This window comes from Sporosarcina sp. A2 (assembly GCF_050858885.1).
GTDB lineage: Bacteria > Bacillota > Bacilli > Bacillales_A > Planococcaceae > Sporosarcina.
This window is the reverse complement of sequence record NZ_CP193898.1, coordinates 1,605,239-1,630,880: the sequence shown is the minus strand read 5'-3', so window position 1 is coordinate 1,630,880 and position 25,642 is coordinate 1,605,239. Positions and strand designations below refer to the sequence as shown.

The following is a 25,642-nucleotide window of genomic DNA, read 5'->3' as shown; positions in this document are numbered from 1 at the left end:
GCTAAATAAGTGGAATTTACAAAACCGCTGTCCTGCAGAACAAATCTGCGAAGGACCAGCGGTTTTTATTCATATCTATATCATTCTTTTATTAACACATACAAGGTTTCCAAGTCTTTCCGGTCCAAGATCCGTGGGACAGGGTAGAGAGGATTGGCTTCATTGTATGCTCGTTCAACCATCAACGGAATGTCTTTCGTGTTGATGCCACTTATTGTAGTGGGAATTCCCATCTTTTCATTCATCTGTTTGATGGCGTCGATGAATTTCTTACATTTCACTTCGTCCGTATCGCTCCTATCCGTAATCCCTGCTAAATCTGCTAGTTCCGCAAGTGGTTTGTGGACTGCCACTCCGTAATACTCGAGCACGTGAGGCATGATGACTGCATTCGCAAACCCGTGTGGCACATTATAAAAGCCACCAAGTGTATGAGCAATTGCGTGGATATATCCGACATAGGCTCGTGTGAAGGCTCTGCCTGCCAGGAAAGAAGCACGTTGCATATTTTTTCTTGCTTCAATGTTTGTACCGTTTTCATACGCTTCATAGAGATTCGCGAAGATTAGAATAGTAGCTTCACGACTCCACTGTTTAGTTTGAATTGTATTACTCCTACCGATATAGGCTTCGACTGCGTGTGTGAGCGCATCCATTCCCGTCGTGGAAGTAATGTGGGAGGGGAGATTCACCGTCAATAATGGATCCATCACAGCAAATTGTGGTGTCAGGACTGGATCGTTGATGGCATATTTTTCGTGAGTTTCACTGTTTGATACAACGGATACTATTGTCGCTTCACTACCTGTTCCAGCTGTAGTCGGAATGGCAATCAATGGCGGGGTTGCTTTCCTCACTTTGAGTTGACCTTTCAATTGATGGAGTGTTCTATCTGGACGAGCGACCCGTGCAGCGACTCCCTTCGCGCAATCCATTGGAGAACCTCCCCCGAATGCGATGATCCCCTTACAACCGGAATCATGATAAAGAATAAGTGCTTCTTCGATGTTATCAATTGTCGGATTTGGAACGGTTTTATCGTAAATTGAGTAGGGGATACCACTCTTATTCAAGTCTTCCAATAAACCGTCCAGTAATCCGAGTTTCGATATCCCGCTATCTGTCACAATCAATACCGGATGGATCGATTGTCTGTGAAGCAATGCGGGCAATTCTTTCAGACTGTTTTCTCCTTCAAGCAATAGTGGCTGCCGCCAAGGGAGAAACTGCGCAACTGTCTTATAAGCAAGTTGGTATGTTCTACAATAAAGAGAATTCATGTATGGACTCCTTTCTCCAATCTAGTTTCATCAAACCTAACCAAAGCCGTTTAACTAGCAGCTTTGCTTAGGTTTGTTTTGTTTCCACTTAAATTACTTCTGTAAAGTATCAAGAACTCCACATTGTGATAAGTTTATCTCCTATTGTAATCCAATTGGGACTCCTTTACTATAAACAGGAAGAGGGGTGAGGGGATGAAAAAAAAGATTGGACTCATCACTATTGTTGGAATTGTTGTCTTGCTCGGGATCGGACTATTTTTAGCTCAATCATTGCGTGATACGAAGGATTCACTGGATCGTCCAGCGAGTTCCAAACAGGACTCAATTGTTCATACAATCGATGAACACGACAAGAAGCCGGCTGAACAGGAATTTCCGGATACATTGAGTGAATATGATCTACAGGAAGCCATTCACGCAATGTCCCATCAAAAAGTAAAAGCGTCACCAAAATGGACTTCGATTTTAATGACTCCTGAACGCATTGACCGTCTACTCCAACTTGTGAACGAAAACGAAGAGCGGTATAAGAAGAACCATTCTCTCTACGTGGAAATTTTACAGAGGTGGAGTCTAGAAGACTTTTCTATTGTCGATCAAGACCATAATGCTATATGGAACCTTCAAAATGGAACGATTGGACAGGCAACAGGAATTTTAACCGATGAAGAAGAATCAGCATTTATACGAGATCGTTTGAAACTCAATAAATCAAAAGATAAATAAGAAGCCGGAAAGTCTGGATTCTACAGTGAATCCGGATTTATAAAATCTGTATATAAGTATATGCTTATGTGCTAATATAAAAGAAAGGGGGGAGAATATATGAGTAGTGAGCATGTTCTAACCATCGAACGAGCTGGTCTGTTACTGAAATTACTCGGTGATCCTACTCGTTTGACGATGATGAAGATTTTGCAATCGCAGGATTGTTGTGTGTGCGAATTCGTAGCCATCTTCGAAATGAGTCAACCTGCGATCAGCCAACATGTACGTAAATTGAAAGATGTAGGACTTGTTAAAGAAGATCGTTGCGGACAGTGGATATTTTACTCCCTTCAAAAAAATCATCAGGACATTGAGTTCGTCATGACGATACTTAACCAGTTACCTGATCAGAGTAGTGTCATCACTGAATTGGAAGCGCAAGGTTTGCGTATTTCCTGTACATAGGGAGGAAAACTTGTTTTGGGTTCAACTAGTATTGCAGTAGTTATTTTTGTTTTAACATTAGTTTTCGTCATTTTGCAACCTAGAAACCTATCGATTGGGTGGTCTGCTTGCACCGGAGCAATTTTAGCACTTCTATTTGGAGTCGTAGACTTTGGTGATGTAGCGGACGTCACAGGTATCGTCTGGAACGCAACACTGGCTTTTATCGCAATTATTATTATTTCTCTGATTTTAGACGAAATCGGATTCTTTGAATGGGCAGCGCTTCATATGGCACGAATTGCAAAAGGGAGTGGCGTTCGTCTCTTCATCTATGTGAGTATTCTCGGGGCATTGGTTGCTGCGCTATTCGCGAATGATGGGGCAGCGCTCATTTTGACACCGATTGTTCTAGCTATGGTACGGAATTTGAATTTCAGTGAAAAGATGATTTTTCCTTTTATTATTGCAAGTGGATTCATTGCCGATACGACTTCTTTGCCGCTTGTTGTCAGTAACTTAGTCAATATTGTATCTGCAGACTTTTTCGGAATTGGATTTGTAGAATATGCGTCTAGAATGATTGTACCGAATCTGTTTGCACTCGTCGCGAGTATAATGGTGCTCTATTTGTTTTTCAAAAAGAGTATTCCTGGAAATTATGACGTTTCACAACTAAAACGTCCTGCTGATGCGGTTAAAGATCATAACATGTTTCGGTTGTCATGGTGGGTACTTGCAATATTGCTTGTCGGATATTTTGCCAGCGAATTTATTCAACTACCTGTTTCCATCATTGCAGGTATTGTTGCGATCTTGTTCTTATTGATGGCACGAGGAAGTGCTGCTGTTGAGACAGCTCAAGTATTAAAAGGTGCACCATGGGCAATCGTGTTCTTTTCAATCGGTATGTATGTTGTTGTCTACGGTTTGAAAAATGTGGGACTTACAAGTGTGTTATCAGATGTTATTCAACTCGCAGCGGATCAAGGACTCTTTGTTGCGACGATTTCTATGGGGTTCATCGCAGCAATTCTTTCATCTGTTATGAATAATCTGCCGACTGTCATGATTGATGCACTCGCGATTGCTGAAACAAACACATCAGGAACAATACGGGAAGCGCTGATCTATGCGAATGTTATCGGTTCTGATTTAGGTCCTAAAATCACACCGATTGGGTCTCTTGCCACGTTGCTCTGGCTACATGTACTGTCCCAGAAAGGCGTTAAAATTGGTTGGGGAACGTATATGAAAGTCGGGATCATTTTAACAATTCCTACACTATTCATTACTCTTGTTGGATTATATCTCTGGTTATTAATCATATAAAAAAGGCTGTTCCGAAACGTCATTAGACATTTGGAACAGCCCTTTTTGTTTTAGTTTAGTGGGTGCTATTCGCTTTATACACTTCAGCCGCAAACTCAGCGACGTATCCACTGCCGCCATTATCACTAACATCTTCTATCATCATCGCAAGAACAAACGTTGGATTTTTCGAGTTATAGCTGACGAAAAATCCGTTTTCTTGCCCGCTAGCATCAGTTGATTTTTTCAATTCTGCGGTGCCTGTTTTTCCTGAGATCGGAATATCCGGTATATTGGCAGCTTGAGCAAAACCGTCTACGACAACATTGCGCAAGTCCTGTTTCAACACATTGGCATTCTCTGCGCTTAACAGTCCGTCTTTCCACACTTGCTGGGTTTTATCGTCTAGCAATAACGTCGGTTTATACATGATCCCGTTCGTTAAAATAGGCTGATAGAGCGTTGCAAGGTGAAGAATATTTGCTAGCATCTGCCCTTGACCAAACGAAGTATCTGCAAGTTGTCCTTCAGAACCGATCGTTCCATCGTTTGAAATTTGGGAAGGAGCAATGTTGAGCAAATATGGAATCTCTTCGCCGAACGCAAAGTTTTTCAATCCAGTTGTATAATCTTCGCGTCCAATTGCTAACGCTTGCTGTGCAAAGTAGATGTTATCCGAGTAGATAAGAGCTTTGTTCAAATCGATTGGATTTGGTGCTTCCGTATGGAGTCTTGAAACCCGATAGGCGCCCCATGACGAATCTTTCTGCCACGTTTTCCCTGTAATTGTAAGTCCTTTTTTAGGATCTAATGTTCCTTTCTCCATGCCAATTGCTGCGGTGATCGGTTTTAACGAAGACCCTGGAGCATATGCTGCTGCAAACCGATTGAAGAGCGGCTTGAGTGGGTTTTCAGACAATTTTTTATAGCGCTCTCCGCTCACACCGAGCATGAATTCTGCAGGATCGAAACTTGGTGAACTGACAAGTGCCAACGTCTCACCTGTCAACGGATCGACTGCAGCACTAGCACCTGGTTCGCCCTTCATCGAAGTGAAAATCTTTTTCTGCAATTCCGCATCAATCGTTAACGTAATTGTTTCTCCATCGACAGCCTCTGTTTCGACCACGGGTTGAAGAGTTGAGCCTACATCCGGACTTTTAGTATAGATGCCGACTCCATCTTTCCCGCGAAGTCGTTCTTCCAAGATACGTTCCAATCCTTGGCGGCCTATTAAATCTGTTTCAGTGTAGCCATCCTTTTCGTGCTTTTCAAGAAGTTCCGCAGTCATTTTTCCGATATAACCCGATAGATGCGCAAGCGATTCACCGTATGGATACTCCCGCATGGACGTTTCCTGATAAGTTGTCCCAGGAATGGTAATCAGTTTCTTAAGAAGAGCTTCATTGTTTTTAGCCACTTTCGCTATCGGTACAAAGTAATCGGGTTGTACCCAACTTTGGTTGAGCTGTTTGTCAATAAATTCGACAGTTGTGTTCAAAAGTGTTGCCAATTCCTGTTTCTTCGAAGTATCCGTAAATTTACCTGGAACGATACCGGCTTCGTAACCAGTTCCATTTACAGCAATCGGATTGCCATTGCGGTCAAAAATCTTTCCGCGCTTTGCTTTCGTTGTAGAAATTTGGATTTTGTCTTTCGACGTCAGTTTCGGCAAGATGAATGAAGGATCCCATTCCACGAACCAATTATCGGCGTCTTCACGCGTTTCGTAATTCAACGTCATTTCCTTATCGTAATTGATTGGTCCAGCAATCGTGTCCATCGCAATTTGGACGTCGAACACCGCAGGTTCTTCTTTATCCCATTCTGTTTCTTCTTTTGCTTTTGTGAACGTAACTTTCAAATTCTCAATCCCTAAATCCTTAGCTAATTTCTTTTGTCGCTCGACAAACTCTTTAGGAGCGTACGTCTTTTTTGTGTTAGTTGCTAAAAAATCATCATACATTACGCTGAACTCACTTTTGTTCCAAACTTTAACGTAGGCATTCAATCGATCTTCTGGTGTTTCTTTTGCTGAGCACGCTGTTAATAGTAAGGAAAGGACTAAAATTAAACTAGCCGCTATACGTTTGTTCAAGAAAATGACCCCTTTTCTCTGTGTTGGGTTGTGTAATTATTTCTCACTATACCTATCGTACTAGACCCGCGCATATAATTAAATAACAAATTGGAAAGTTTTCACTATATCGTAAGCCGAATTTTTTACAGATGTTCTTGTTAGCGATACGATTATAGTGAATGAAGTTACGGATTCACTTATGAAGAGAGGGGAATAATTATGAATTTTAATTTCGATACAGTAATTGACCGGATGAAATCCTCAAGTGTGAAATGGGACGGAGCAGAAGCGCTGTTCGGAGAGAAGGATCTATTACCATTATGGGTTGCAGATATGGATTTCAAAGTTCCTGAAGAAGTCTCTCAAGCGATTGCGGACAAGGCAGCGCATGGCATTTTTGGTTATACCATTCGGGATGATAGTTACTATCAATCCATCATCGATTGGATGAAAACACGTCATGACTGGACTGTTGAAAAAGACTGGATCTGTCACAGTCCAGGCGTTGTAACTGCATTGAGTCTGGCAGTTCAAGCGTATACGCAACCAGGTGACAAAATCATCGTGCAACCACCTGTCTACTATCCGTTTATGAAAGTAACAGAAACGAATGATCGAGAAGTCGTATTCAACCCGATAGTCAACAACCATGGAACTTATGAAATGGATTTCGAAGATCTTCTTTCAAAAATCGATAGCTCTGTGAAAATGTTGATGCTTTGTAATCCTCATAACCCAGGCGGATTCGTTTGGAAGAAAGAGGATTTAAAGCGTCTCGGGGATATCTGTATGGAACATCGGATTTTAGTCGTTTCAGATGAAATCCACTCCGATCTCGTGTTTGAAAAAGGGAGTCACATTCCGTTTGCATCGCTTTCTGAGCAATTTGCAGAAAATAGTATTACATGTACAGCACCGAGTAAAACGTTCAATCTAGCAGGATTGCAAACATCTAACATCATTATACCGAATGAGGAACTCCGTGAGAAATTCAACGCAGAAACTGAAAGAAATGCAATCGGCATGCCGAACTCATTTGGTCCAGTTGCAACAGAAGCAGCGTATACACATGGCGGTCCGTGGCTCGATGAAGTGTTGAGCTACGTCGAAGGGAATTTGAAGTTTGTTAAGAATTACTTTGCGGAAAATGTGCCGTCCTTGAAGGTTCTTCCGTTAGAAGCTACCTATCTAGCATGGATTGACTGCACGGAACTAGGAATGACAGCAGAAGAACTCGAAATGTTCTTCCTTACAAAAGCTCATGTTGCATTGAACCAAGGTAAAGTATTTGGGCCGGGAGGCGAAGGTTTTGTACGCATGAACCTCGCATGCTCGCGATCTATTGTCGAAAGAGCAGTCAAACAAATCGAGAATGCTATCGATTCTTTACCTGTATGAATTGATGAGAATAGTTGGAAAATTTAATTGCTAAACAGAACCTCTTTGGATAGAATTGTCTAAAGAGGTTCTTTTTTGTGTGATTAATTAAACGTAAAACAGTTGTAAAAGTCCATCTCGATGGCGCATATGTATAGCAAGCATTCATTAAAAGGAGTTCGCTCATGAAAAAGCTCATTTTAGTAATTTGTATGATTGTTCTACTAGGGATAGCGTATGCCTATCAAACACCTATTCTTGACACAAACGTTGCAATCGAGCAAGCAAAAAAACATCTAGTCACTCCACCAAAGGAATGGCAAGCATCTTTTCCTAAAGAAGAGGATGGGATAGTTGCGTGGGAAGTGAACAAGTCTGTATTAACGAAGCGACAAGGATTTTGGAATGGATTTACAAATAAGCGGAATTGGGAAGTAACGCTGGTGCTTGAAGGTTCGCAAGTCACTTTAGTGATGAATGCTACTACTGGAAAACTGTTGGATATTTATGGTTCTCTTAATTAACTCATAGTAGTTAAGTGTTTCTAGTATTCGATAGTAATTTGAAGCGTAAGCTAGCTTAAAATAGAAATCGTCCTTGGTATTCGAATGGAGATGGATACATATGACTGCGTTCTTTCAAAGAGAAGATAACGTGCGGGTCTTGAAAACACTTAGGTATATTAGTATTTTCCTAACTATAGGATTAGCATTCTTATTGTTCCTAACAATTACCGATCAGTTAGATTCTTCTTATTTTAAATTGATTTTTACACTCGCATTCATATTGTCTTTACTTGATCTTTTATTATGTTATATAAATAAAGCGGACAAAAAAGTAATACTAGTCCACATTGGATATACAATTTTATGGATAATTTTTTTACGTTTGTATGTTCTAACTTGATTATGAAATTTAGGAGAATGATCATGAAGCTTTTCGGTTTTATAGCTTTAGCAACAATGCTTGGGACGCTTTTACTAATTTTCGCTGGACCGCTTTTCGGAGGTGTCCTCGCGTTCGGACTGGAAGTAGGGTGTATTTTCTGGGGACTGTATTTGTTGAAAGACATCCATAAAGCAGTTCTTGCATCCTCTCCTAAAAAGGATAAGGTGCAGAGAGCATATGATCAGTATGTAAGCGAACGTAGTGAACAATTGAAATAAATGCAATTGCTTTAGAACAAAGGAAATAGGGAAAGCGGGGGGTTCTTATGAAGACTACAATTCGAACTATGCAATCAAATGATACGCAAAACGTCCAAGAAGTAGCAAAAGTCAGCTGGAATGTAACTTATACAGGTATTATTCCAGAGGATATCCAAGAACGCTTCTTAGCTGGTGCCTATAACAATGAGGTTATGCAGCGTCGCATAGATCACTCGGTGATGCTTGTTGCGGAACAGGAAGAAACTGTTGTCGGCTTCGCCAATTTTTCTCGTGTCAATGATGCTGGTGAATCGGAATTAGCTGCTATCTATCTTCACCCAGAACACCAAGGAAGTGGCATTGGGACGGCTCTACTACAAGAAGGTATCAAGCAACTTAAAAACGTAAAAAAGATTTTTATAACGGTAGAGAAAGAAAATTTGATAGGGAAATCATTCTATGATGCGAAAGGCTTTGAAACCATAGATGGGTTTGAAGAAGATTTTGACGGGCACATGCTGCAATCGATTCGAATGGTTTTGACATTGTAAGGGATTCTGTTTTGAGGATTCCTTTAGGAGGCAAATGATTTATGCACCGTGAGAAATATTTCACGCTTTTACCCCCATTTGTTATTCTAATGCTCATTTCGATCTTTACACTTCCTCAGCGGTATATGGTTTATATTTTTATTGTGCCGACTGTATTTTGGATCACGTGTTATGTTGGATATATATTGAAAAGAAAGAATCGCAAGCAGATGATAGGTAGTAAAAGGATTATAAGCATTAGCTAAAAATGAGCATGAAACTACTATTTTAATTGCGAGGGAATTAATGATGATTAGACAATTACATGAGCAAGATGCGAAGAACTATCGAAATCTTAGGCTGGAAGCTCTGCGGGTGAGTCCGGAAGCATTCGGCTCTACGTTAGAAGAAGAAAAAGATTTCCCGGTTGAAAAATACATAACTCGGATTCAAATTAAAGACTCTTATACATATGGCGTTTTTGAACAACATGAACTTATTGGAATTATTACGTTGGTTAAAGAAAAGTTGATGAAATTAAGCCATAGAGCAAACATAGTCGCGATGTACGTCTGTCCCGAAAAACGTGATTTAGGAATTGGAAGAGATTTAGTGAACGCAGCTATCCATAAAGCGAGAGAGTTGGAAGGCATTGAGCAGATTCATTTAACCGTAGTTACTTCCAATCAACCTGCACGAAATCTTTATTTGAGGTTAGGATTTGAGGTAGTTGGTACAGAGAAGCAAGCCTTGAAATTAGATGATACGTATTACGATGAAGACTTGATGGTTTTGTATCTTTAAAAGAGACGAGTTTGTTACTGGGAATTCCCATCAAACTTATGGACTCGAAAAGTAGATCGCGTATATAAATGGTTGTAGAACACGAAAACGTATCAAGAATCAAGTTCTTAAATGAAAATGGAAAGGTTACTTATCGATTACCTCCTGAAATAGGATCATGATGCATTTCCATGTTGCATTCTATGTGAAAATGACCGGTCTACTATGGTTATTTTTCAAGCACTAACCCTGCTCATAACAAGTGAACGTTTTGTGGAATAGGGTTGGCACACTAATGATTTCATAGTAAATCCATGCTACCTGTTACCAAAAATCCATTGGGATGAATAACGTAAATAAGGGGGATTGAAATGGCAATTGCAATTGGATATCTTATTACCATCCTAGGTGTATTTACCGCGTATCAGTTTAGTGAAGGTAGGTCGAAAAAACAGAAATATAAAGTCTGGGGCATTGCACTCATGTTGCCGATTTCACCATCAATTGCTTTTTCAATCGGGCATACGTACGCTGCAATCGTTAGAGATGGTTGGTCTGTTTTGATCATGTTCTATATTTTCCCCGTGATTTTTCTTATAGGATTGATTATGTTATTGGTTGGCTTTTTCATGAAAGAAGGTCAAGTGCATACTCATTCAGATCTTCAGTAGTTCGGTAGAAATAGGTGATATTCAAATGATGATTAATTTGGAAGATGGCTCTAATTTATTGATAATACCCTATGAGAACAAGGATTTTGAAGGGATACAGAAATTGAACAAAGATGAAGGTTGGACTAACTTGGTGGAAAATAGCATGAAAACAAAAAGTGCATGGGAGAATTCTAATATAGCGTTTGTAGTCGAAACAGAAAGTGGTAAATTAGTGGGGTATATTAGAGGGCAAACCGATACTAGTGTCAGTCTATTTGTTTGTGAAATGTTAATTCATAAAAACTATCGTAATCTAGCAATAGGTCGGAAATTGCTTCAGTTCGTCCACGATCTGTACCCTGATACGCGAATAGAAGTACTTGCTACAAGTACTTCGCGATCATTTTACGAAAATCTTGGGTACCGTCCTTTTTATGGTTATCGAAAGACATATAGTGAAGAAAACTAATAATCAAAAGTGAGGGGGTTCATATAGGAAAGATAATGTTGTTCGTTATTATTGCCATTGCCTTTTATTCGGTCTCAATTTGGCAATATCGAAATCCTACAAAAGTTATTCTATTATGGGGGAAACAAACATATACAACGCCCCCTAGCATAAATGAGGCACTTGTTAGACGTTCTATTATTCTAAGAGGAGTACTCTTCACGTTAGTTGTTACTGGGCTCATCTTAAATTATTTACATGAATATTAAGCACTAATAGAGTGTTGAATTTCAGGGGTGTAAGGTATTGAGAAGACGGTAAACAAGTAGTGAATGGATTGTAAGTGAAGGAGGCGTGATAATGGTAATCATGCAGGTTGCTTTCTTTAGTTTAATAAGTATTATTACGTTTTATCATTTCTTTATTACATTGAAACTTGCTTTTCTGATTCGCTACTTGACAAGTATCCTTATCGTATCATTTTATTTTGTTATAATCTTTCGCATGAATTCTGTGCTTTGGATAACGTTGCTGTGTGCAGTTGGATTGATTTTAAATTCAATGTATTCACTACCTAAAAAACTTCTATTTATAGTTATGGTTTTTCTATTCATTAGCACTTACCGAGTTCCGACAACACCGAGCGATTTTAAAGAATACTTAGTAAAAGAACACGGAATCTATTGTGCAGGTACAGAATGTCTGCAGTTATCATATAAGGACGCTCCTACGTTTCAAGCCAGTACATCCGATATTGAGTATCTGGACATCCATTGGTATGTGCTTTGGAGTAGAGCTGAATTAACGACAAGTGAGTATACAGTGAATCCCATCAACATTCTGGGATTTTGGTTCTCTACGAGGTTTGAGTATTGAATTTTAGTTATTGGATTGTTGAAGAAGGAACAAGTGGAAGTCACGGATTCATCTCTTTGGTAACACTTTGTTACATTAGTAAAATACATAATATTGACCTCCCACTTAGTACAACGTTCATTTGGACGAAAAGTATACATACCTGAGAAATACAGAATAGAGATTGTTCCCTTTCAAAGGTCTTACATTGACCAGAAAACTTTACCAATATGTTGATGATTACTAAAAAGTATGGAGGTAAATAGTTATCATGAAGAGTAATTGGGTTAGTAACAATGGTACCTCCATTGAATTTATCGATTATATTCCTGACGATGCAACTAACGATTTACCTTTAGTCATCGTGCCGGGACTTTCAGAATCAGCAGAGGATTATATCCCGTTTATGATACTATTTTCACGTCGATGCATTGCGATTTCACTACGTGGAAGAGGGAAAAGTGATGCTCCTGAAATGGGGTATTCGTTAGAAGATCATATTCTTGATATTGACGCGGTGGTCAAACACTTAAAGTTGGAAGAATTCGTTCTAATGGGATTCTCTAGAGGAGTTTCTTACGCGCTCGGCTATGCATTTACCAATTTGAATGCTATTAAAGGGTTAGTAATAGGAGATTATCCTGCCTATCACACTCAACTTTCGTCTGAATGGGTAGAGGTATTCTTAGCTTTACCTCCTTGGAGAGGGAAGACATTGTCGGAACGTATGGATTTGCATGCGATTCTCGGATTACAGAGAGAATCTAAACAAGTAGTATTTTGGGATCAATTAAACCTGATACAAAGCCTGGTCCTTATTATCCAAGGAGGAAAAGACGGGTCTGCACTTTCTGACGACGATAGTAGTAAGTATTTGAGGGGATTTTCAAATGCTGATTTAATCATATTCGAAGAATCTAACCATAATATTTTCGAACCGGATATTGAAAAATTTGTTGGGGTTGTCGAGTGTTTTATGGAACGTTTTTAGCTTCACAAGGAATGCAACCACTATGCATGGCGGTATTCTCTAATTAGTTCTCTTACACTAATAAATTTTAAATGGAACGAAACTATTAATCGTAAATATCCGTATATGAGCTAAAAGGGAGAGAGTATTATGAAACGTAAAGACTGGATTCTAATGGGACTAATTCTGTTTTTCATCACTGTAATAATGGCGTATGATTTCTTCCCAAAACTAAACAACTTGGTATCCATTCCACAACCAGTTGTTATTGGACTTATCGTTTTAAGCTTACTTCTTGGTTTCTTTGTAACACGTCTTCAAAAAGACAATTCACCACGAGTTAAATTTATGTGGCAAGTTGCATTCATGTCCTATCTGGTTGGACTTATCATCGTTTTTACTCTTCTTGGTGGCGTCTCACAAGTAGGGATATCCGTGTCCAGTCCTGCCCTCTGGATTGTACTCGCAATTAGCGTAGGTGAGATTCTCCACGAATATAAGAAACTGAAAGCAGCTCAACTTGTTGCCTGAACTAGAAATGGATAAATAGCATAACTATCAGTGAACTGGTAACCTTACGAGTAACATACTACACTCCTTTGCGGATATAGTTGATGTTACTTTTTTATTTTAGGAGGTTATTCCCCATGGAGTTAGAAATTATTGCAACAAGCTTAGAGGATGCACGTATTGCTGAAAAAGCTGGTGCCGATCGACTGGAGTTGTGTTCATCATTAACAGAAGGTGGATTGACACCGAGTTTAGGATTGGTAGAAGCAGTTGTTCAAGGGGTTTCCATTCCAGTTCATGTAATTGTGCGACCACATAGTAGAACGTTTTGCTACAGCGAAGAAGACATCCAGGTGATGCTTGCAGATATTCAGCATATACGGTCAGCAGGTGCTGTAGGAATTGTCATCGGTATATTAGATGAAACTAAGAGAGTAGATATCTCTAATCTGAAGCGGTTCTTAGAAGCCGTAGGAGACATGAATGTCACATTCCACCGTGCATTCGATGAAATCGACGATCAACTCAAAGCAATCGAGACGATAGGAGACTTCTCTCAAATCCAACGAATATTAACATCAGGCGGACAAGCACCCGCTCCAGAATCTAAAGAGAAGATCAGACAACTGGTCGAGAAAACAAAAAATACATCAGTTACGATACTCGCAGGGAACGGTATGACACCTGAAGGCTTGTCATCCTTCATAGAAGCAACCGGTGTTACCGAAATACATTTCGGCTCCGCGGTCCGTGAACATCGTAGTTTCCAACATCCCATAAATCCAGAAGTGGTAACAAGTATTAAAAAAGTAATTAGTGAATAAAGTATTCTCTATAATGATGGAATAACCTATTCTATAAATGGAATTGATATTTTTATCTTAATTACTAAATTCCAATGATACCTACTACTTGAACTAATACCGTTGATTGAATCGTAGGACGACGACTCCTAAGGGATCAGGGAAGATTGAAGCCCCCGGAAGGTAGCGAAGCGACTGAGAAGGCTGAAATCAAGCCCCCTGGAAAGCGTCGTCTGAAGAGGAAATCAACACTGTACATATACTGTTAGTAGACTGTCCCAAAAGAGAACTTCCTCTATTGGAACAGTCTATTTGACGTTCACCGTATCATTTCAAAGAAACTCCAAACATCAGTCTATAGGGTTTCTCTCCTCACAGCTCTACAATAGAACTACACACTACAACAAAAGGGGGTCCCTATATTATGTTCGGTGAACAAGTACTACTCAGCAGTGTCTTTGCGGCAGGGATTCTGTCCTTCTTCTCACCCTGTATTTTGCCGCTATTACCCGTCTACGTCTCTATTCTTTCTTCAGGAGATCCAACATCCACACGCGAAAACCGACTCATCACAATAGGTAAATTCAGTATCCATCCACGATTGATCATTAAAACGATGATTTTTGTGCTCGGTTTATCGACGAGTTTCGTACTACTCGGATTTGGTGCAGGCGCTTTAGGCTCGCTCATTAATACAACAACATTCATCACCATCTGTGGAGCTGTCGTCGTCATCCTCGGACTTCATCAAACTGGATTGTTCCATATTCCGTTCTTAGAACGCGAAAACAAAGTGAACTTAAAGCGTAGCGGGAAACGCGATTTTCTTGGTACGTATCTACTCGGTTTTACGTTTAGCTTCGGCTGGACACCATGTATTGGACCGATTTTAGGCGCAGTTCTCGGTCTTTCCGCGAACGAAGGGCAAGCGGCACACGGAGCATTCCTCATGCTCATTTACGCACTTGGTATGCTAATTCCATTTCTCATCCTTTCAATCTTCTCGGATTTCTTACTGCAACGAATGAAAAAGCTTAATCGTCACTTAGGAAAAATTAAAGTCGCTGGCGGCATCATTATCGTCGTGATGGGAATCTTCCTCATGACAAACAACTTGAATTTCTTTACAACGCTTATTCCACAATAAAGGAGGAAATAACATGCTGAAAAAGTTACTTGTTTTACTCGCTGTTGTCACTGTCCTTGGTGCATGCTCATCAGGAACTAAAACCGGAGCGTCAGATGATTCGTTGTTCCAACTTGAAGACTTGGATGGTAAAACCGTCAACCTAGCAGATTACGAAGGGAAAAACGTCTACGTAAAGTTTTGGGCTTCTTGGTGTCCAATCTGTCTTGCGGGACTTGAAGAAGTGAATGCACTCGCTACGGAAGACACAGATTTTGAGGTATTGACCGTTGTTGCACCTGGATACAACAATGAAAAGAAAAAAGATGCCTTTGTAAAATGGTATAAGGGCGTTGAAAACGTCCAAGACTTGCCTGTTTTGATGGATGAAGGCGGAGACCTTGTGAAAGAGTTCGAAGTACGCGGGTATCCAACCTCTGCGTTTATCAACAAAAAAGGCGAACTCGTTACAACGCAGGCGGGTCAGTTATCAAACGATCAGATTAAAGACATGATGGACCAACTAAACTAACGGGAAGGGGAGATGGATTATGAAACTGAAATACCTAATTGGACTTCTTGGGCTTACATTGATTCTCGGTGCTTGTTCCAATGGCACTGCATCTACTGACAAATCTGGCACAACGTCAGGATCACCAACTGCTGCAGCTTCATCAAAATATCCTGCCAATCCGAACGAAGGTTTGACGTTCGATGAAAACAATCTAAGAGAAATTTACCTTGCGGGAGGATGCTTTTGGGGAGTTGAAGCCTACATGGAACGTGTATACGGAGTCGCTGAAGTCACTTCTGGATATGCGAACGGTACAACTGAAAACCCAACATATGAAGACGTAGTTAGTGGTAAAACAGGTCATGCTGAAACAGTTCACGTGCTATATGATCCAGAGCGAACCGATTTAAATACGATTCTGGATCATTTCTTCACAATCATTGACCCGACTTCATTGAACAAACAAGGGAACGATCGTGGTACACAATATCGTTCGGGTGTGTTCTATACAGATCCTACGGAAAAAGCCGTTATTGAGAAAGTTGTCAATAAGCAACAGGAGCGTTATGACGATAAAATCGTGACAGAAATAGAGCCGTTAACAAGCTACACATTGGCTGAGGAATATCATCAAGATTACTTGGAGAAGAACCCGAATGGTTACTGCCACGTAGAATTTGATTCATTGGAAGACCAGGAAATTCCTTCATTAATCGACCCGGTGGATTACCCGAAGCCGAGTGATAAAGAACTAAAAGCGAAACTTACAGATGCGCAATACAAAGTAACCCAAGGAAGCACTACAGAAGCAGCGTTTTCAAACAAATACTGGGATTCGTTTGAAGATGGGATCTATATTGACGTTGCAACGGGGGAACCGCTATTTTCTTCAAAAGACAAGTATGATTCACAATGCGGATGGCCGAGTTTCACGCAACCAATAATTCCTGAGGTGGTAACGGAGCATAAAGATAAAAGTTTCAATATGGTACGGATTGAAGTAAGAAGTCGCGCAGGTGATGGTCACCTCGGTCACGTGTTCGATGATGGACCGAAAGACAAGGGTGGATTACGGTATTGCATCAACAGTGCAGCAATCGATTTTGTTCCACTTGAAGAAATGGAAGACGCAGGCTATGGCTATCTGACAAGCCTTGTGAAGTAAGGTACACTAGAAATACAACCTCGGAAGGTAGCTGTTGCTGCCTTTCGTTTTTCATCTTTACATAAGAAAGGGGCCTGCTATGTATACGTTACTAGTAGTAGACGATGAACCAATTTTAATACGTGGTATCCGCTCATTTGTCGACTTTGAAGCGCTATCGATTTCTGAAGTGCTTGAAGCATCAAATGGTGAAGTAGCGTTAGAATTATTCAAAACTCATCGACCTGATCTTGTTCTCGCCGACATTAATATGCCGAAAATGAACGGGCTTGATTTTGTGTCCGCTGCAAAAGCATTGAAGCCAGACGTCAAAATCGCGATGATCACCGGGTATGACTATTTCGACTATGCGGTGGCTGCGCTCAAAACTGGCGTGGACGACTATGTGTTGAAGCCCGTTTCCAAAAAAGACGTTCAGGAGTTGCTACAAAAACTGATTGGGAAAGTTCAAGAAGCTCACCGACAGCATGAAGTGACGAAACTGGTAGGTGGTCTCATTCATTCCGCAGATAGTTCTGAAGAAACTTCAGGGTATAAATATAAAATTCAACAGGAAATCAATGCGAATTTCGACAACGTTGAGTTTTCTTTAGCTTCACTCGCATCGACTCTAGCGCTCAGTCCCTCTTATGTCAGCACGTTGTTCAAGCAATTATTCGGCAAAACGTTCCAACAATATATGATCAACAGTAGACTGGATCGTGCAAAACTGCTGTTATTGAGTACGGATATGAAAATGTATGAAATCGCGTCATCCGTAGGATTTGAAGATCCGAATTATTTCAGTGCTGCGTTCAAGAAGCGATTTTCGTTGTCCCCCAATCAGTTTAAGGAGAAATCGAGGGAATGAAGAGGGCGCCTGTGAACACCTATAAAAAGTTACGAGTCCAAATTGCCCTTCATTATATACTCGCAAGTGGATTGACACTTTTGTTGATGGCAGGCATTCTTTACGCAAGCATTTCTTCGATTCTTTTGATTGAGTCTGCGAAAAGCATGAAGTCTTCTGTGAACCAAAGTGGAATGTACCTTGATTTGTATATTGATCGACTAAATGCAGTGTCCAGTTTACTTGCAGAAAATCCTCAACTCGTCGATTATTTATCGGATTCTACCCGTGCACCTGCTGTCAAAACTGATCTATTGAAAACAATCGATACGACACTCGCATCTGATGAATTCATCAAATCAATTATCATTGTGAGCAAAGATGGGCAGATCTTGTCTAACGAAGCAGGTTTGACGATGAGCAAATCGACGAATATGATGCGGGAAACGTGGTATCGCTCGGCAATCATGAATGGTGGACAAGCGTTCTTGACCTCTGCGCGCATGCAAGATTTCACGATGGACAAAGACACGTGGGTCATCTCGATTAGCCGGGAGATTACGGATGCAACTGGGGAAAACCGAGGCGTCCTGCTGATCGACCTCGATTATGAAGTGATTGAAGATTATTTAGCAAATTTGGATCTGGGTACAGATGGTTTTTCGTTCATCCTCAATGAAAATCAGGAAGTTGTTTATCATGAAGACCCATCGTATTTCCAGAACGATGCCAAGAAACATGAGTTGCAGACGATTGTTGAAGATTCAGCAGGCTATGATTCCAAAGAGAACACGCTAACTTATACGCATTCACTGAAAAATGCAGACTGGATGCTTGTCAGTGTCTCGTCTCAAGACAGTCTTCTAGCCATCAAGCAACAGTTGCTTGAAATCTTCGTATGGGTCGGCATTGCGTTGCTTTTAATAGCGGCAACGAGCGTTTATCTCTTTGCAGGACGTATCACTGCTCCATTTCAGAAGTTGGAACAAGCGATGCAAGACATTGAAACGGGTTTGAAGGAAATTCCTGTGGATGCAAAGGGGTGTTATGAGGCGCAAAGTCTGACCCGTCATTTCAATATGATGACACACAAGATTGATAAGTTGATGGTGGAAATCACAGTAAAGGAAAGACATCTCCGAACATCTGAAATTAGTGCGTTACACAGTCAAATCAACCCTCATTTTCTATATAATACGCTTGATACGATTGTGTGGATGGCGGAGTTTGGCGACCATGAAAAAGTGATCGACCTAACGAAAGCGCTGGCGTCGTTCTTCAGACTGTCGCTTAGTGGTGGTAGTGAGTTAACAACGGTTGGAAACGAATTGGAGCACGTCGAGCGGTATTTGTTCATTCAAAAAGAACGTTATGGAGATAAGTTGCAGTATCGCATTCAGTGTGTTGAAGCCCTACAAGACATAGAAATTCCGAAACTGATTGTCCAACCAGTTGTGGAAAATGCGCTCTATCACGGCATTCGTGGACTTTCTCGTCAAGGTGTAATCGATATTTCTGCTACTGCAGAAGATGGCGATCTGTTCCTAACTGTCCATGATAATGGGGAAGGATTTAATGTCTCGAAGATGAGTGATAGGAAAACAAGTTCTACAACGAAACTTGGTGGTGTTGGCATTCGTAATGTGGATGAACGTATCAAATTGTATTACGGAGAGTCTTATGGTATCCACGTTCAGTCCTCAGAAGCTGAAGGGACAACAGTGCGAATCCGACTGAATTCAAGGCTTTCTGAAACGTAAGACGTATTGTTAGCGATGATCTGGCGCATACTTCTGAAAGATGGAGGTGCATCGGACTATGGAACATACAGATTTCTTTAAAGTGGATTTTTGGGAAATGATTATACGAACGACCGTTGCGTTCTTGGTGTTGCTCATTTTGGCTCGTTTTATGGGAAAGAAACAAATATCTCAACTGACATTCTTCCATTATGTCACTGGAATAACAATTGGCTCGATTGCAGCGAATATCGCGGGTGAATCTGAAACACCATTCATGGATGGATTAGTGGCAATGATTTGGTGGGCAGTATTAACGATTGTGATGAATTATATTGCGATGAAATCCAAAAAAGCACGAATTCTCTTGGACGATAAGCCAATTATCGTTATACGAAACGGGGAAATAGAAGAAGAGGCGTTAGGAAAAGCCCGTCTCGATCTCAATGATTTGAACATGTTGCTTAGAGAACAAAGTATTTTTTCGATAAAAGATGTATACTTTGCCATTTTTGAAGTGAACGGCACTTTAAGTGTCATGAAACGTACAGGACTTGAAAATGCGACGAAAGCGGACGTGAAAGCATCCACTAAACAGCCGAAATACATTCCTACTGAAATCATTTCAGATGGAGAACTCATCTTAGAGAATTTATCTGAGTTAAGTTTGACGGAACAATGGGTCGATGAACAACTGAAAAAGCAAGGCATCAATCGAGTCGACCAAGTATTTTATGCTGAAATACAGGGCAATGGTGAGCTTCACATTACTAAAAAGGTAGAAAAGAATAACTAAGAGATACGGTTCTTGTTCATTTCTTATGAATAAGGACCGTTTTTAATGAAAATTCTCGTTTTGCTAGTAAGGCATCGACAGCAAAAATTCTTGATTAAAATTCAACTCCTTGCATAACCTATAACGGACGTACCATGTTCAGTTAAACAAATGTCAGCGCCTTTTAGAAAAGAAGGAATTTTCACACTTGGAGTTGAATTATAGTTAATGAGCACGTGTATCTATTTTAACAGTAGAGGAGCGAGTGAGATGACTTACGTAGTAGAACCAGTTGAAGATTTGATGAAACTGAATATCGAATCACTTATATCTGAAAGTGAAGAAGAAGGCTATCGTTTTTTAACGCGACTTGCAGAAGATTATAAAGAGGGCATCAATACGTTCTCTGAGCCAGGGGAAGCCCTGTATTGCGTTAAAGACGAATCAGGTAAGATAGTCGCGATTGGTGGTGTTAACCGATTCCCAGGTCCGGGTGGAGACCCTGAAACAGGTAGACTTCAACGTTTTTATGTAGAAACTGAAGAACGGAGAAACGGTGCAGGATCGTTACTGTTAAAAGAAATTATTAAACATTCCGAGAGTCAATTCAATGAATTGACTGTGAAAACGGAATCCTCCAAAGCGGATGCTTTTTATCGTCATAATGGTTTTGAATTTGATGATTCCGCTTCTGAAACGACGCATCGCATGGCTTTTAGTAGTTAACAAGCGAACTAATCAACTTTCTTGATAGTCTACCCATATGTGGATTGTCGAGAAAGTTATTTATGTTTCTAATATGCATAGAATCTAACTTGTAAAGCGGAACGGTTAAATAAGAGAGAAGGAAGTGGACCATCATTCACGCTGAACGAAGAAATATTCCTATGGTCATAGGGATATCATTACTATTACTAGCTCCTTTTGTTGTCTTTTTACTACCTAACTTCATTGCGAATTCTATTTATTTTAAAGCGGGAAGTTGGTTTATTTTTGTTTCAGGTGGAGTGTATATTATTTATGCGGTTGCATTTGCGTTTCTGATTGCCGCTTCTTTTGTACTGTACATTAAGAATATGAATCGGAAGTCGATCCTCGTCAGTGCAGGGTTAACGTTATTAGCGTGTGCAAGTTTTTACATAGCTTCACAGAATTATACGATGTTATCAGACGATAGCATTACGTACCGGCCATTATTAAGTTTTAAAACGCTTTCTTATAATTGGAGCGAAGTCGATGAAGCTATATTTAGATCGGTTCACGCTGCTGATGGGAAGTCCGAGTTCGACTTCATCTTTGCAGATAAAAAAGAGTTGACGCTTACGATGAATAGACTGTTTGCAAAATTTTTACCTCCTATTGAAAATCGACTTGCTCACGAAGGTGTCGAAGTCGAAAAGATTTTAATCCCTAAAAAAGAATGAACAGTCCTTTGCCCGTCTGACATGTGCACAGGGGAATTGCTGTGCTATAGTATCAGTGAAAGCAGGTGAAGAACGTGAAACGTAAGAGTGATGGATTGCATAAAAAGGGCAATATGATTGTTTTCCCTGGGACTGTTGAGCGTCTACTAGACCAAGCGGAGGACGCACTACAATCAGAAGAATTTGAAGAAGCTGTTCGTCTAGCGGAACAACTTCTTCAAATTGCACCTAACCTGCCTGAAATCCCTGGAGTACTCGCAATCGCTCTATATGAAACCAAAGAATTTGAACAGGCAAAACATTATGCAACACTGTGGTTACAAAGTGATGTAAATGATTATTTTGAAGCGATGGAGCTCTATCTTGCGATTAGTATGCAGCTCCAGGACTATACAGAAGTAGAAGATACGATTGGTGCACTTCTCGATGAAGGAGTCGTTCCAAACGAGTTGAAACAGAAGTTTTTGTATTTACGCGAGTTAAATGGAAGATTATCAAATCGCTTTTCGGATGATTACTTAGTGCAACCAAAAGAAGTAATCTCGTTTGATGACTTTTTGAAACTAACTCAATTTGAACAACAGCAAATTCTAGCCGACCTAGAAAGAACTGGACTCCGCGATGCCGAATATTTGCTTTCAGAGATTGTTGTTTATGATCATTTGCCAAATGTACTACGTACCGTTGCTTTAGTTTTGCTGCGACAAACGGGTTTTGATCAGCCACTCGTCGTTCGTAAATTTGGCAGGGGAATTACTGTCTACCCGGCGCAATTGCCGTTACCTGGCGAAGACAAGGTTACGCAAGAAGTGTGCCAGCTTCTTCAGGAGTCATTGGATAAAGACCCAACGAGACTATCACTCATTGAAGAATCGGTGAAGAAGTTCGCAATGATTAGCTATCCCCTTGGCTGGGGTGCTCCAACAGAGTCCGTTGTAGCTGCTTATGAAAACTATTCTTGTTATCTATTTGAAGGTGTATCACTCCCTCAAACTTCTCTCCATAAGTTAATTTTTGAGATTGATCAGGACTATAGTGAAGCTGCCGAATGAAATTTCTTGAAAGATAAAGAGACTATGATATACTGAGATGGTTGTCAATGGCGTATAAAACGGTACAAAATATATTCGTCACTATGATTCGGAGGTATGTAGAAATGTCAGTTAAATGGGAAAAGCAAGAAGGTAACAAAGGAAAGTTAACGTTTGAGGTTTCAGTAGAGGCTTTTAACGAAGGTATGGAAAAGGCATTCAAGAAGGTCGTTAAGCAAGTAAACGCACCCGGATTCCGTAAAGGTAAAATGCCACGTAAGATGTTCAACCAAATGTACGGGGAAGAAGCACTATACAACGATGCAATCGATATCGTTCTTCCAGTAGCATACGATGCAGCTGTTCGTGCGGAAGGTCTTGAGCCAATCGCATCACCAGAAATCGACATCGAAAAGCTTGAAAAAGGCGAGCCAGTTGTATTCACAGCTATCGTTCCACTTAAGCCGGAAGTTGAATTAGGCGAGTATAAAGGCCTTGAAGTAACACGCCAAGAGACAAAAGTTACAGACGAAGAAATCGACATGGAGTTACAAACACGTCGTGAATCAATGGCTGAAATGGTTGTTAAAGAAGAAGGCGCAATTGAAGACGGCAATACAGCTAACATCGATTTCGATGGCTACTCTGAAGGAGAAGCTTTCGAAGGTGGAAAAGCTGAAGGTTACGATCTTACTATTGGATCAGGATCATTCATCCCAGGTTTTGAAGAGCAGTTAATCGGCTTGAAAACTGGCGAGGAAAAAGACGTTGAATTGACATTCCCTGAAGAATACCATGCAGCTGAACTTGCAGGTAAGCCGGCAGTATTCAAAGTGAAAATCAACGAAGTTAAAGCTAAAGAAGTTCCAGAACTAAATGATGAGCTTGCTAAAGAAATGGACGAAGAAGTTTCAACAGTGGACGAGCTTCGTACAAAAATGAAAGAAAACCTAGAAACTGAAAAGAAATCAGCTTCAGAAACAGCACTTCGCGACGACCTCGTAGAAGCAGCTGCTAAAAATGCTAAATTCGAAGTACCTGAAGAAATGGTTGAATCCGAAACAAATCGTATGGTTGATGAGTTCGGTCAGCGTCTTCAAACACAAGGAATGAACCTTGACTTGTACTATCAGTTCTCTGGACAAGACGAAGCATCACTTCGTAAGCAAATGCACGACGACGCTGTAAGCCGCGTACGTGTGTCACTTACACTTGAAGCAATCGGTAAAGAAGAGAACGTTGAAGTCACTGAAGAGGAAATCAACGAAGAACTTAACAAAATGTCTGAGCAATTCAACATGGACCTCGAACAAATCAAAACTGCTCTTGGCGGTACTGATATGCTCGAAAACGATCTTCGTTTCAACAAAACAGTTCAACTTCTAGTTGACAACGCAAAAATCTCAGAAGCAGCTGCAGAGTAATCTGAAGCCGCTTTATGCAAGGTACGCTTAGCCGTACCTTGTTTTTGTATATTAAGGACATTGTTGTCATATCCAGCTGGCACTAATGATTGGAGCGGAAGACGGCGACTCCTGGGGGTTAGCAAGTTGGTAAGACCTTGGAGGAAGCGAAGCGACTGAAGCGGCTCGCCAACTTGCCCCACTGAAATCGTCCGTCTGTAGCAAAAATCATGCCAGTTGTATTTTTCTGCAAAACGAAACACGCGCGGGGGGACCCGTGTACATACAGCTTGAGAACGAAATAGTTGATAAACCAGTTGGAATCTTGTAAGATTTCACTGAATAGGGGTGAGCAATTTGTTCAAATTTAACGATGAAAAAGACAATTTGAGCTGTTCGTTCTGTGGCAAGACGCAGGATCAGGTCCGCAAACTTGTTGCAGGGCAAGGGGTTTATATATGTGACGAATGTGTTGAACTTTGTGCTGAAATTGTTGAAGAAGAAGTAGGACTCGAAGAAGGATTCGAATTTAAAGAAGTACCGAAGCCTAAAGAAATCCAAGCTATTCTTGACGATTATATTATTGGACAGGATCGTGCGAAAAAATCACTTTCAGTTGCGGTCTATAACCATTACAAACGTGTGAATACAGGTAGTAAAGTAGACGACGTCGAGCTTGCAAAATCTAACATTGTACTAATTGGGCCTACAGGTAGTGGTAAAACACTTCTTGCTCAAACACTGGCACGCATTCTTGATGTTCCATTTGCAATCGCAGATGCAACATCACTAACAGAAGCGGGATATGTAGGGGAAGACGTAGAAAATATCCTACTTAAGCTTATTCAAGCTGCAGATTTCGATGTAGAACGTGCTGAAAAAGGTATCATTTACATCGATGAAATTGACAAAGTGGCACGTAAATCAGAAAATGCATCCATTACACGTGATGTTTCTGGTGAAGGTGTTCAACAAGCACTACTTAAAATCCTGGAAGGTACCGTTGCAAGCGTTCCTCCTCAAGGTGGACGTAAGCACCCTCATCAGGAATTCATCCAAATCGATACAACGAATATTCTATTCATTGTTGGTGGTGCATTTGACGGGATTGACGAGATTATTAAGCGTCGTGTGGGTCAAAAAGTCATCGGTTTCGGATCGGATCCAAACGCTGCTGAAGAAGAACGTTCATTACTGTCTCGTATGATTCCTGAAGACCTTCAATCATTTGGTCTTATTCCTGAATTTATCGGACGGTTACCTGTCATTGCGACACTTGAGCAACTTAGCGAAGATACGTTACGTCAAATTTTGACACTTCCTAAAAATGCAATTGTTAAACAGTATCAGAAGATGTTAGGTCTAGATGATGTTGACTTGCAATTTGAAGACGATGCCCTCATAGAGATTGCTCGTGAGTCTATTGAGCGTAAAACAGGTGCTCGTGGACTGCGTTCAATTATTGAAAACATCATGCTTGATGTCATGTATGAATTGCCTTCTTTAGAAGAAGTTAAAAAATGTATCATTACAAAAGATTCTGTACTAGGCAAAGGTTCACCACTTCTTTACACAGAAGATGGTACAGAAATAAAACTTGATTCAGAAAAACATACAGCTTAATAAAAAGGGAAAGCTGACTTAATGGAGGCGCATTTGTGCTGAATGGGTCAGCTTTTTCCTTATTTTTCTTGTTGATTATACATAGTGCGTAGTCCAAATTGAATGATGGA

27 protein-coding genes are annotated in these 25,642 nt (G+C 40.5%); 25 read left to right on the top strand and 2 right to left on the bottom strand.

The genetic code is table 11. From position 1 onward, the window contains the following. Positions 1-80 precede the first annotated feature (80 nt). Positions 81-1,280, bottom strand: coding sequence for an iron-containing alcohol dehydrogenase (locus tag ACRPI0_RS08090; RefSeq protein WP_432355832.1), 1,200 nt, complete (start codon positions 1,278-1,280; stop codon positions 81-83). A gap of 195 nt (positions 1,281-1,475) precedes the next feature. Here ACRPI0_RS08090 and ACRPI0_RS08085 point away from each other — a divergent pair, with 195 nt between their 5' ends. The 3 genes from ACRPI0_RS08085 (at position 1,476) to ACRPI0_RS08075 (ending at position 3,767) form a co-directional block, all read left to right on the top strand. After that, entirely contained in the window at positions 1,476-2,009 is a 534-nt protein-coding gene (locus tag ACRPI0_RS08085; RefSeq protein WP_432355831.1) for a DUF6241 domain-containing protein, read from the top strand. Between the two features lie 99 nt (positions 2,010-2,108). After that, positions 2,109-2,456 (top strand): ArsR/SmtB family transcription factor, encoded by a 348-nt coding sequence (locus tag ACRPI0_RS08080; protein WP_432355830.1) that lies wholly within the window; start codon positions 2,109-2,111, stop codon positions 2,454-2,456. Positions 2,457-2,471: 15 nt separating this feature from the next. Then, entirely contained in the window at positions 2,472-3,767 is a 1,296-nt protein-coding gene (locus ACRPI0_RS08075; protein ID WP_432355829.1) for an arsenic transporter, read from the top strand. Positions 3,768-3,822: 55 nt separating this feature from the next. Here ACRPI0_RS08075 and ACRPI0_RS08070 read toward each other — a convergent pair whose 3' ends face one another. Further along, positions 3,823-5,844: a penicillin-binding transpeptidase domain-containing protein gene (locus ACRPI0_RS08070; protein ID WP_432355828.1), complete on the bottom strand. Its 2,022-nt coding sequence runs from the start codon at positions 5,842-5,844 to the stop codon at positions 3,823-3,825. A 201-nt stretch (positions 5,845-6,045) separates the two neighbouring features. On the opposite strand from ACRPI0_RS08070, the gene ACRPI0_RS08065 reads away from it, so the two are divergent. From ACRPI0_RS08065 to clpX, 22 genes are all read left to right on the top strand, one after another. Beyond that, on the top strand, positions 6,046-7,224 hold the full coding sequence (locus ACRPI0_RS08065; protein WP_432355827.1) for a MalY/PatB family protein: 1,179 nt from the start codon (positions 6,046-6,048) through the stop codon (positions 7,222-7,224). Positions 7,225-7,388: 164 nt separating this feature from the next. Beyond that, positions 7,389-7,727 carry a hypothetical protein gene (locus ACRPI0_RS08060; protein WP_432355826.1) on the top strand — a complete coding sequence of 113 codons (339 nt, stop codon included), beginning with the start codon at positions 7,389-7,391 and terminating at the stop codon, positions 7,725-7,727. Positions 7,728-8,132: 405 nt separating this feature from the next. Continuing rightward, positions 8,133-8,369, top strand: a complete 237-nt coding sequence (locus ACRPI0_RS08055) for a hypothetical protein (protein ID WP_432355825.1) — start codon at positions 8,133-8,135, stop codon at positions 8,367-8,369. A 47-nt stretch (positions 8,370-8,416) separates the two neighbouring features. Then, entirely contained in the window at positions 8,417-8,902 is a 486-nt protein-coding gene (locus tag ACRPI0_RS08050; protein ID WP_432355824.1) for a GNAT family N-acetyltransferase, read from the top strand. A 285-nt stretch (positions 8,903-9,187) separates the two neighbouring features. Further along, positions 9,188-9,685 carry a GNAT family N-acetyltransferase gene (locus ACRPI0_RS08045; protein WP_432355823.1) on the top strand — a complete coding sequence of 166 codons (498 nt, stop codon included), beginning with the start codon at positions 9,188-9,190 and terminating at the stop codon, positions 9,683-9,685. A gap of 350 nt (positions 9,686-10,035) precedes the next feature. Next, the gene (locus ACRPI0_RS08040; RefSeq protein WP_432355822.1) at positions 10,036-10,335 is read left to right on the top strand and encodes a hypothetical protein; all 300 of its coding nucleotides are present in this window, start codon (positions 10,036-10,038) and stop codon (positions 10,333-10,335) included. Between the two features lie 25 nt (positions 10,336-10,360). Beyond that, positions 10,361-10,786 (top strand): GNAT family N-acetyltransferase, encoded by a 426-nt coding sequence (locus tag ACRPI0_RS08035; protein WP_432355820.1) that lies wholly within the window; start codon positions 10,361-10,363, stop codon positions 10,784-10,786. Between the two features lie 339 nt (positions 10,787-11,125). Next, the gene (locus tag ACRPI0_RS08030; RefSeq protein WP_432355819.1) at positions 11,126-11,641 is read left to right on the top strand and encodes a hypothetical protein; all 516 of its coding nucleotides are present in this window, start codon (positions 11,126-11,128) and stop codon (positions 11,639-11,641) included. Between the two features lie 250 nt (positions 11,642-11,891). Further along, the gene (locus ACRPI0_RS08025; RefSeq protein WP_432355818.1) at positions 11,892-12,611 is read left to right on the top strand and encodes an alpha/beta fold hydrolase; all 720 of its coding nucleotides are present in this window, start codon (positions 11,892-11,894) and stop codon (positions 12,609-12,611) included. 129 nt (positions 12,612-12,740) lie between these two features. Next, positions 12,741-13,121, top strand: coding sequence for a hypothetical protein (locus ACRPI0_RS08020; RefSeq protein WP_432355817.1), 381 nt, complete (start codon positions 12,741-12,743; stop codon positions 13,119-13,121). Between the two features lie 116 nt (positions 13,122-13,237). Continuing rightward, the gene (locus tag ACRPI0_RS08015) at positions 13,238-13,924 is read left to right on the top strand and encodes a copper homeostasis protein CutC (RefSeq protein WP_432355816.1); all 687 of its coding nucleotides are present in this window, start codon (positions 13,238-13,240) and stop codon (positions 13,922-13,924) included. 403 nt (positions 13,925-14,327) lie between these two features. Then, entirely contained in the window at positions 14,328-15,050 is a 723-nt protein-coding gene (locus ACRPI0_RS08010; RefSeq protein ID WP_432355815.1) for a cytochrome c biogenesis CcdA family protein, read from the top strand. A gap of 13 nt (positions 15,051-15,063) precedes the next feature. Beyond that, positions 15,064-15,561, top strand: a complete 498-nt coding sequence (locus ACRPI0_RS08005; RefSeq protein ID WP_432355814.1) for a redoxin family protein — start codon at positions 15,064-15,066, stop codon at positions 15,559-15,561. A 19-nt stretch (positions 15,562-15,580) separates the two neighbouring features. Then, complete coding sequence (gene msrB, locus ACRPI0_RS08000) at positions 15,581-16,708, top strand: peptide-methionine (R)-S-oxide reductase MsrB (protein ID WP_432355813.1); 1,128 nt, start codon at positions 15,581-15,583, stop codon at positions 16,706-16,708. Between the two features lie 79 nt (positions 16,709-16,787). Next, positions 16,788-17,558, top strand: a complete 771-nt coding sequence (locus tag ACRPI0_RS07995) for a response regulator transcription factor (protein WP_432355812.1) — start codon at positions 16,788-16,790, stop codon at positions 17,556-17,558. Between the two features lie 11 nt (positions 17,559-17,569). Further along, on the top strand, positions 17,570-19,297 hold the full coding sequence (locus ACRPI0_RS07990; protein WP_432355811.1) for a sensor histidine kinase: 1,728 nt from the start codon (positions 17,570-17,572) through the stop codon (positions 19,295-19,297). Between the two features lie 58 nt (positions 19,298-19,355). Then, on the top strand, positions 19,356-20,072 hold the full coding sequence (locus ACRPI0_RS07985; RefSeq protein ID WP_432355810.1) for a YetF domain-containing protein: 717 nt from the start codon (positions 19,356-19,358) through the stop codon (positions 20,070-20,072). A gap of 249 nt (positions 20,073-20,321) precedes the next feature. Beyond that, positions 20,322-20,777 (top strand): GNAT family N-acetyltransferase, encoded by a 456-nt coding sequence (locus tag ACRPI0_RS07980; RefSeq protein WP_432355809.1) that lies wholly within the window; start codon positions 20,322-20,324, stop codon positions 20,775-20,777. A 161-nt stretch (positions 20,778-20,938) separates the two neighbouring features. Further along, positions 20,939-21,475, top strand: coding sequence for a hypothetical protein (locus ACRPI0_RS07975; protein WP_432355808.1), 537 nt, complete (start codon positions 20,939-20,941; stop codon positions 21,473-21,475). A gap of 74 nt (positions 21,476-21,549) precedes the next feature. Beyond that, positions 21,550-22,527 carry a tetratricopeptide repeat protein gene (locus tag ACRPI0_RS07970; RefSeq protein WP_432355807.1) on the top strand — a complete coding sequence of 326 codons (978 nt, stop codon included), beginning with the start codon at positions 21,550-21,552 and terminating at the stop codon, positions 22,525-22,527. A 104-nt stretch (positions 22,528-22,631) separates the two neighbouring features. Then, positions 22,632-23,930, top strand: a complete 1,299-nt coding sequence (gene tig, locus ACRPI0_RS07965) for a trigger factor (RefSeq protein WP_432355806.1) — start codon at positions 22,632-22,634, stop codon at positions 23,928-23,930. Between the two features lie 336 nt (positions 23,931-24,266). After that, positions 24,267-25,532, top strand: a complete 1,266-nt coding sequence (gene clpX, locus ACRPI0_RS07960; protein WP_432355805.1) for an ATP-dependent protease ATP-binding subunit ClpX — start codon at positions 24,267-24,269, stop codon at positions 25,530-25,532. The last annotated feature ends 110 nt before the right edge of the window (positions 25,533-25,642 follow it).

Coding starts and splice junctions, on each gene's coding strand:
- ACRPI0_RS08090 (WP_432355832.1), bottom strand. CDS start 1,280: ATGAATTCTCTTTATTGTAGAACATACCAACTTGCTTATAAGACAGTT.
- ACRPI0_RS07995 (WP_432355812.1), top strand. CDS start 16,788: ATGTATACGTTACTAGTAGTAGACGATGAACCAATTTTAATACGTGGT.
- ACRPI0_RS08060 (WP_432355826.1), top strand. CDS start 7,389: ATGAAAAAGCTCATTTTAGTAATTTGTATGATTGTTCTACTAGGGATA.
- tig (WP_432355806.1), top strand. CDS start 22,632: ATGTCAGTTAAATGGGAAAAGCAAGAAGGTAACAAAGGAAAGTTAACG.
- ACRPI0_RS07975 (WP_432355808.1), top strand. CDS start 20,939: ATGGTCATAGGGATATCATTACTATTACTAGCTCCTTTTGTTGTCTTT.
- ACRPI0_RS08045 (WP_432355823.1), top strand. CDS start 9,188: ATGATGATTAGACAATTACATGAGCAAGATGCGAAGAACTATCGAAAT.
- ACRPI0_RS07980 (WP_432355809.1), top strand. CDS start 20,322: ATGACTTACGTAGTAGAACCAGTTGAAGATTTGATGAAACTGAATATC.
- ACRPI0_RS08035 (WP_432355820.1), top strand. CDS start 10,361: ATGATGATTAATTTGGAAGATGGCTCTAATTTATTGATAATACCCTAT.
- ACRPI0_RS08020 (WP_432355817.1), top strand. CDS start 12,741: ATGAAACGTAAAGACTGGATTCTAATGGGACTAATTCTGTTTTTCATC.
- ACRPI0_RS08065 (WP_432355827.1), top strand. CDS start 6,046: ATGAATTTTAATTTCGATACAGTAATTGACCGGATGAAATCCTCAAGT.
- ACRPI0_RS08005 (WP_432355814.1), top strand. CDS start 15,064: ATGCTGAAAAAGTTACTTGTTTTACTCGCTGTTGTCACTGTCCTTGGT.
- ACRPI0_RS08030 (WP_432355819.1), top strand. CDS start 11,126: ATGGTAATCATGCAGGTTGCTTTCTTTAGTTTAATAAGTATTATTACG.
- ACRPI0_RS08085 (WP_432355831.1), top strand. CDS start 1,476: ATGAAAAAAAAGATTGGACTCATCACTATTGTTGGAATTGTTGTCTTG.
- ACRPI0_RS08025 (WP_432355818.1), top strand. CDS start 11,892: ATGAAGAGTAATTGGGTTAGTAACAATGGTACCTCCATTGAATTTATC.
- ACRPI0_RS08080 (WP_432355830.1), top strand. CDS start 2,109: ATGAGTAGTGAGCATGTTCTAACCATCGAACGAGCTGGTCTGTTACTG.
- ACRPI0_RS08010 (WP_432355815.1), top strand. CDS start 14,328: ATGTTCGGTGAACAAGTACTACTCAGCAGTGTCTTTGCGGCAGGGATT.
- ACRPI0_RS08050 (WP_432355824.1), top strand. CDS start 8,417: ATGAAGACTACAATTCGAACTATGCAATCAAATGATACGCAAAACGTC.
- ACRPI0_RS07985 (WP_432355810.1), top strand. CDS start 19,356: ATGGAACATACAGATTTCTTTAAAGTGGATTTTTGGGAAATGATTATA.
- ACRPI0_RS08040 (WP_432355822.1), top strand. CDS start 10,036: ATGGCAATTGCAATTGGATATCTTATTACCATCCTAGGTGTATTTACC.
- ACRPI0_RS08055 (WP_432355825.1), top strand. CDS start 8,133: ATGAAGCTTTTCGGTTTTATAGCTTTAGCAACAATGCTTGGGACGCTT.
- msrB (WP_432355813.1), top strand. CDS start 15,581: ATGAAACTGAAATACCTAATTGGACTTCTTGGGCTTACATTGATTCTC.
- ACRPI0_RS08015 (WP_432355816.1), top strand. CDS start 13,238: ATGGAGTTAGAAATTATTGCAACAAGCTTAGAGGATGCACGTATTGCT.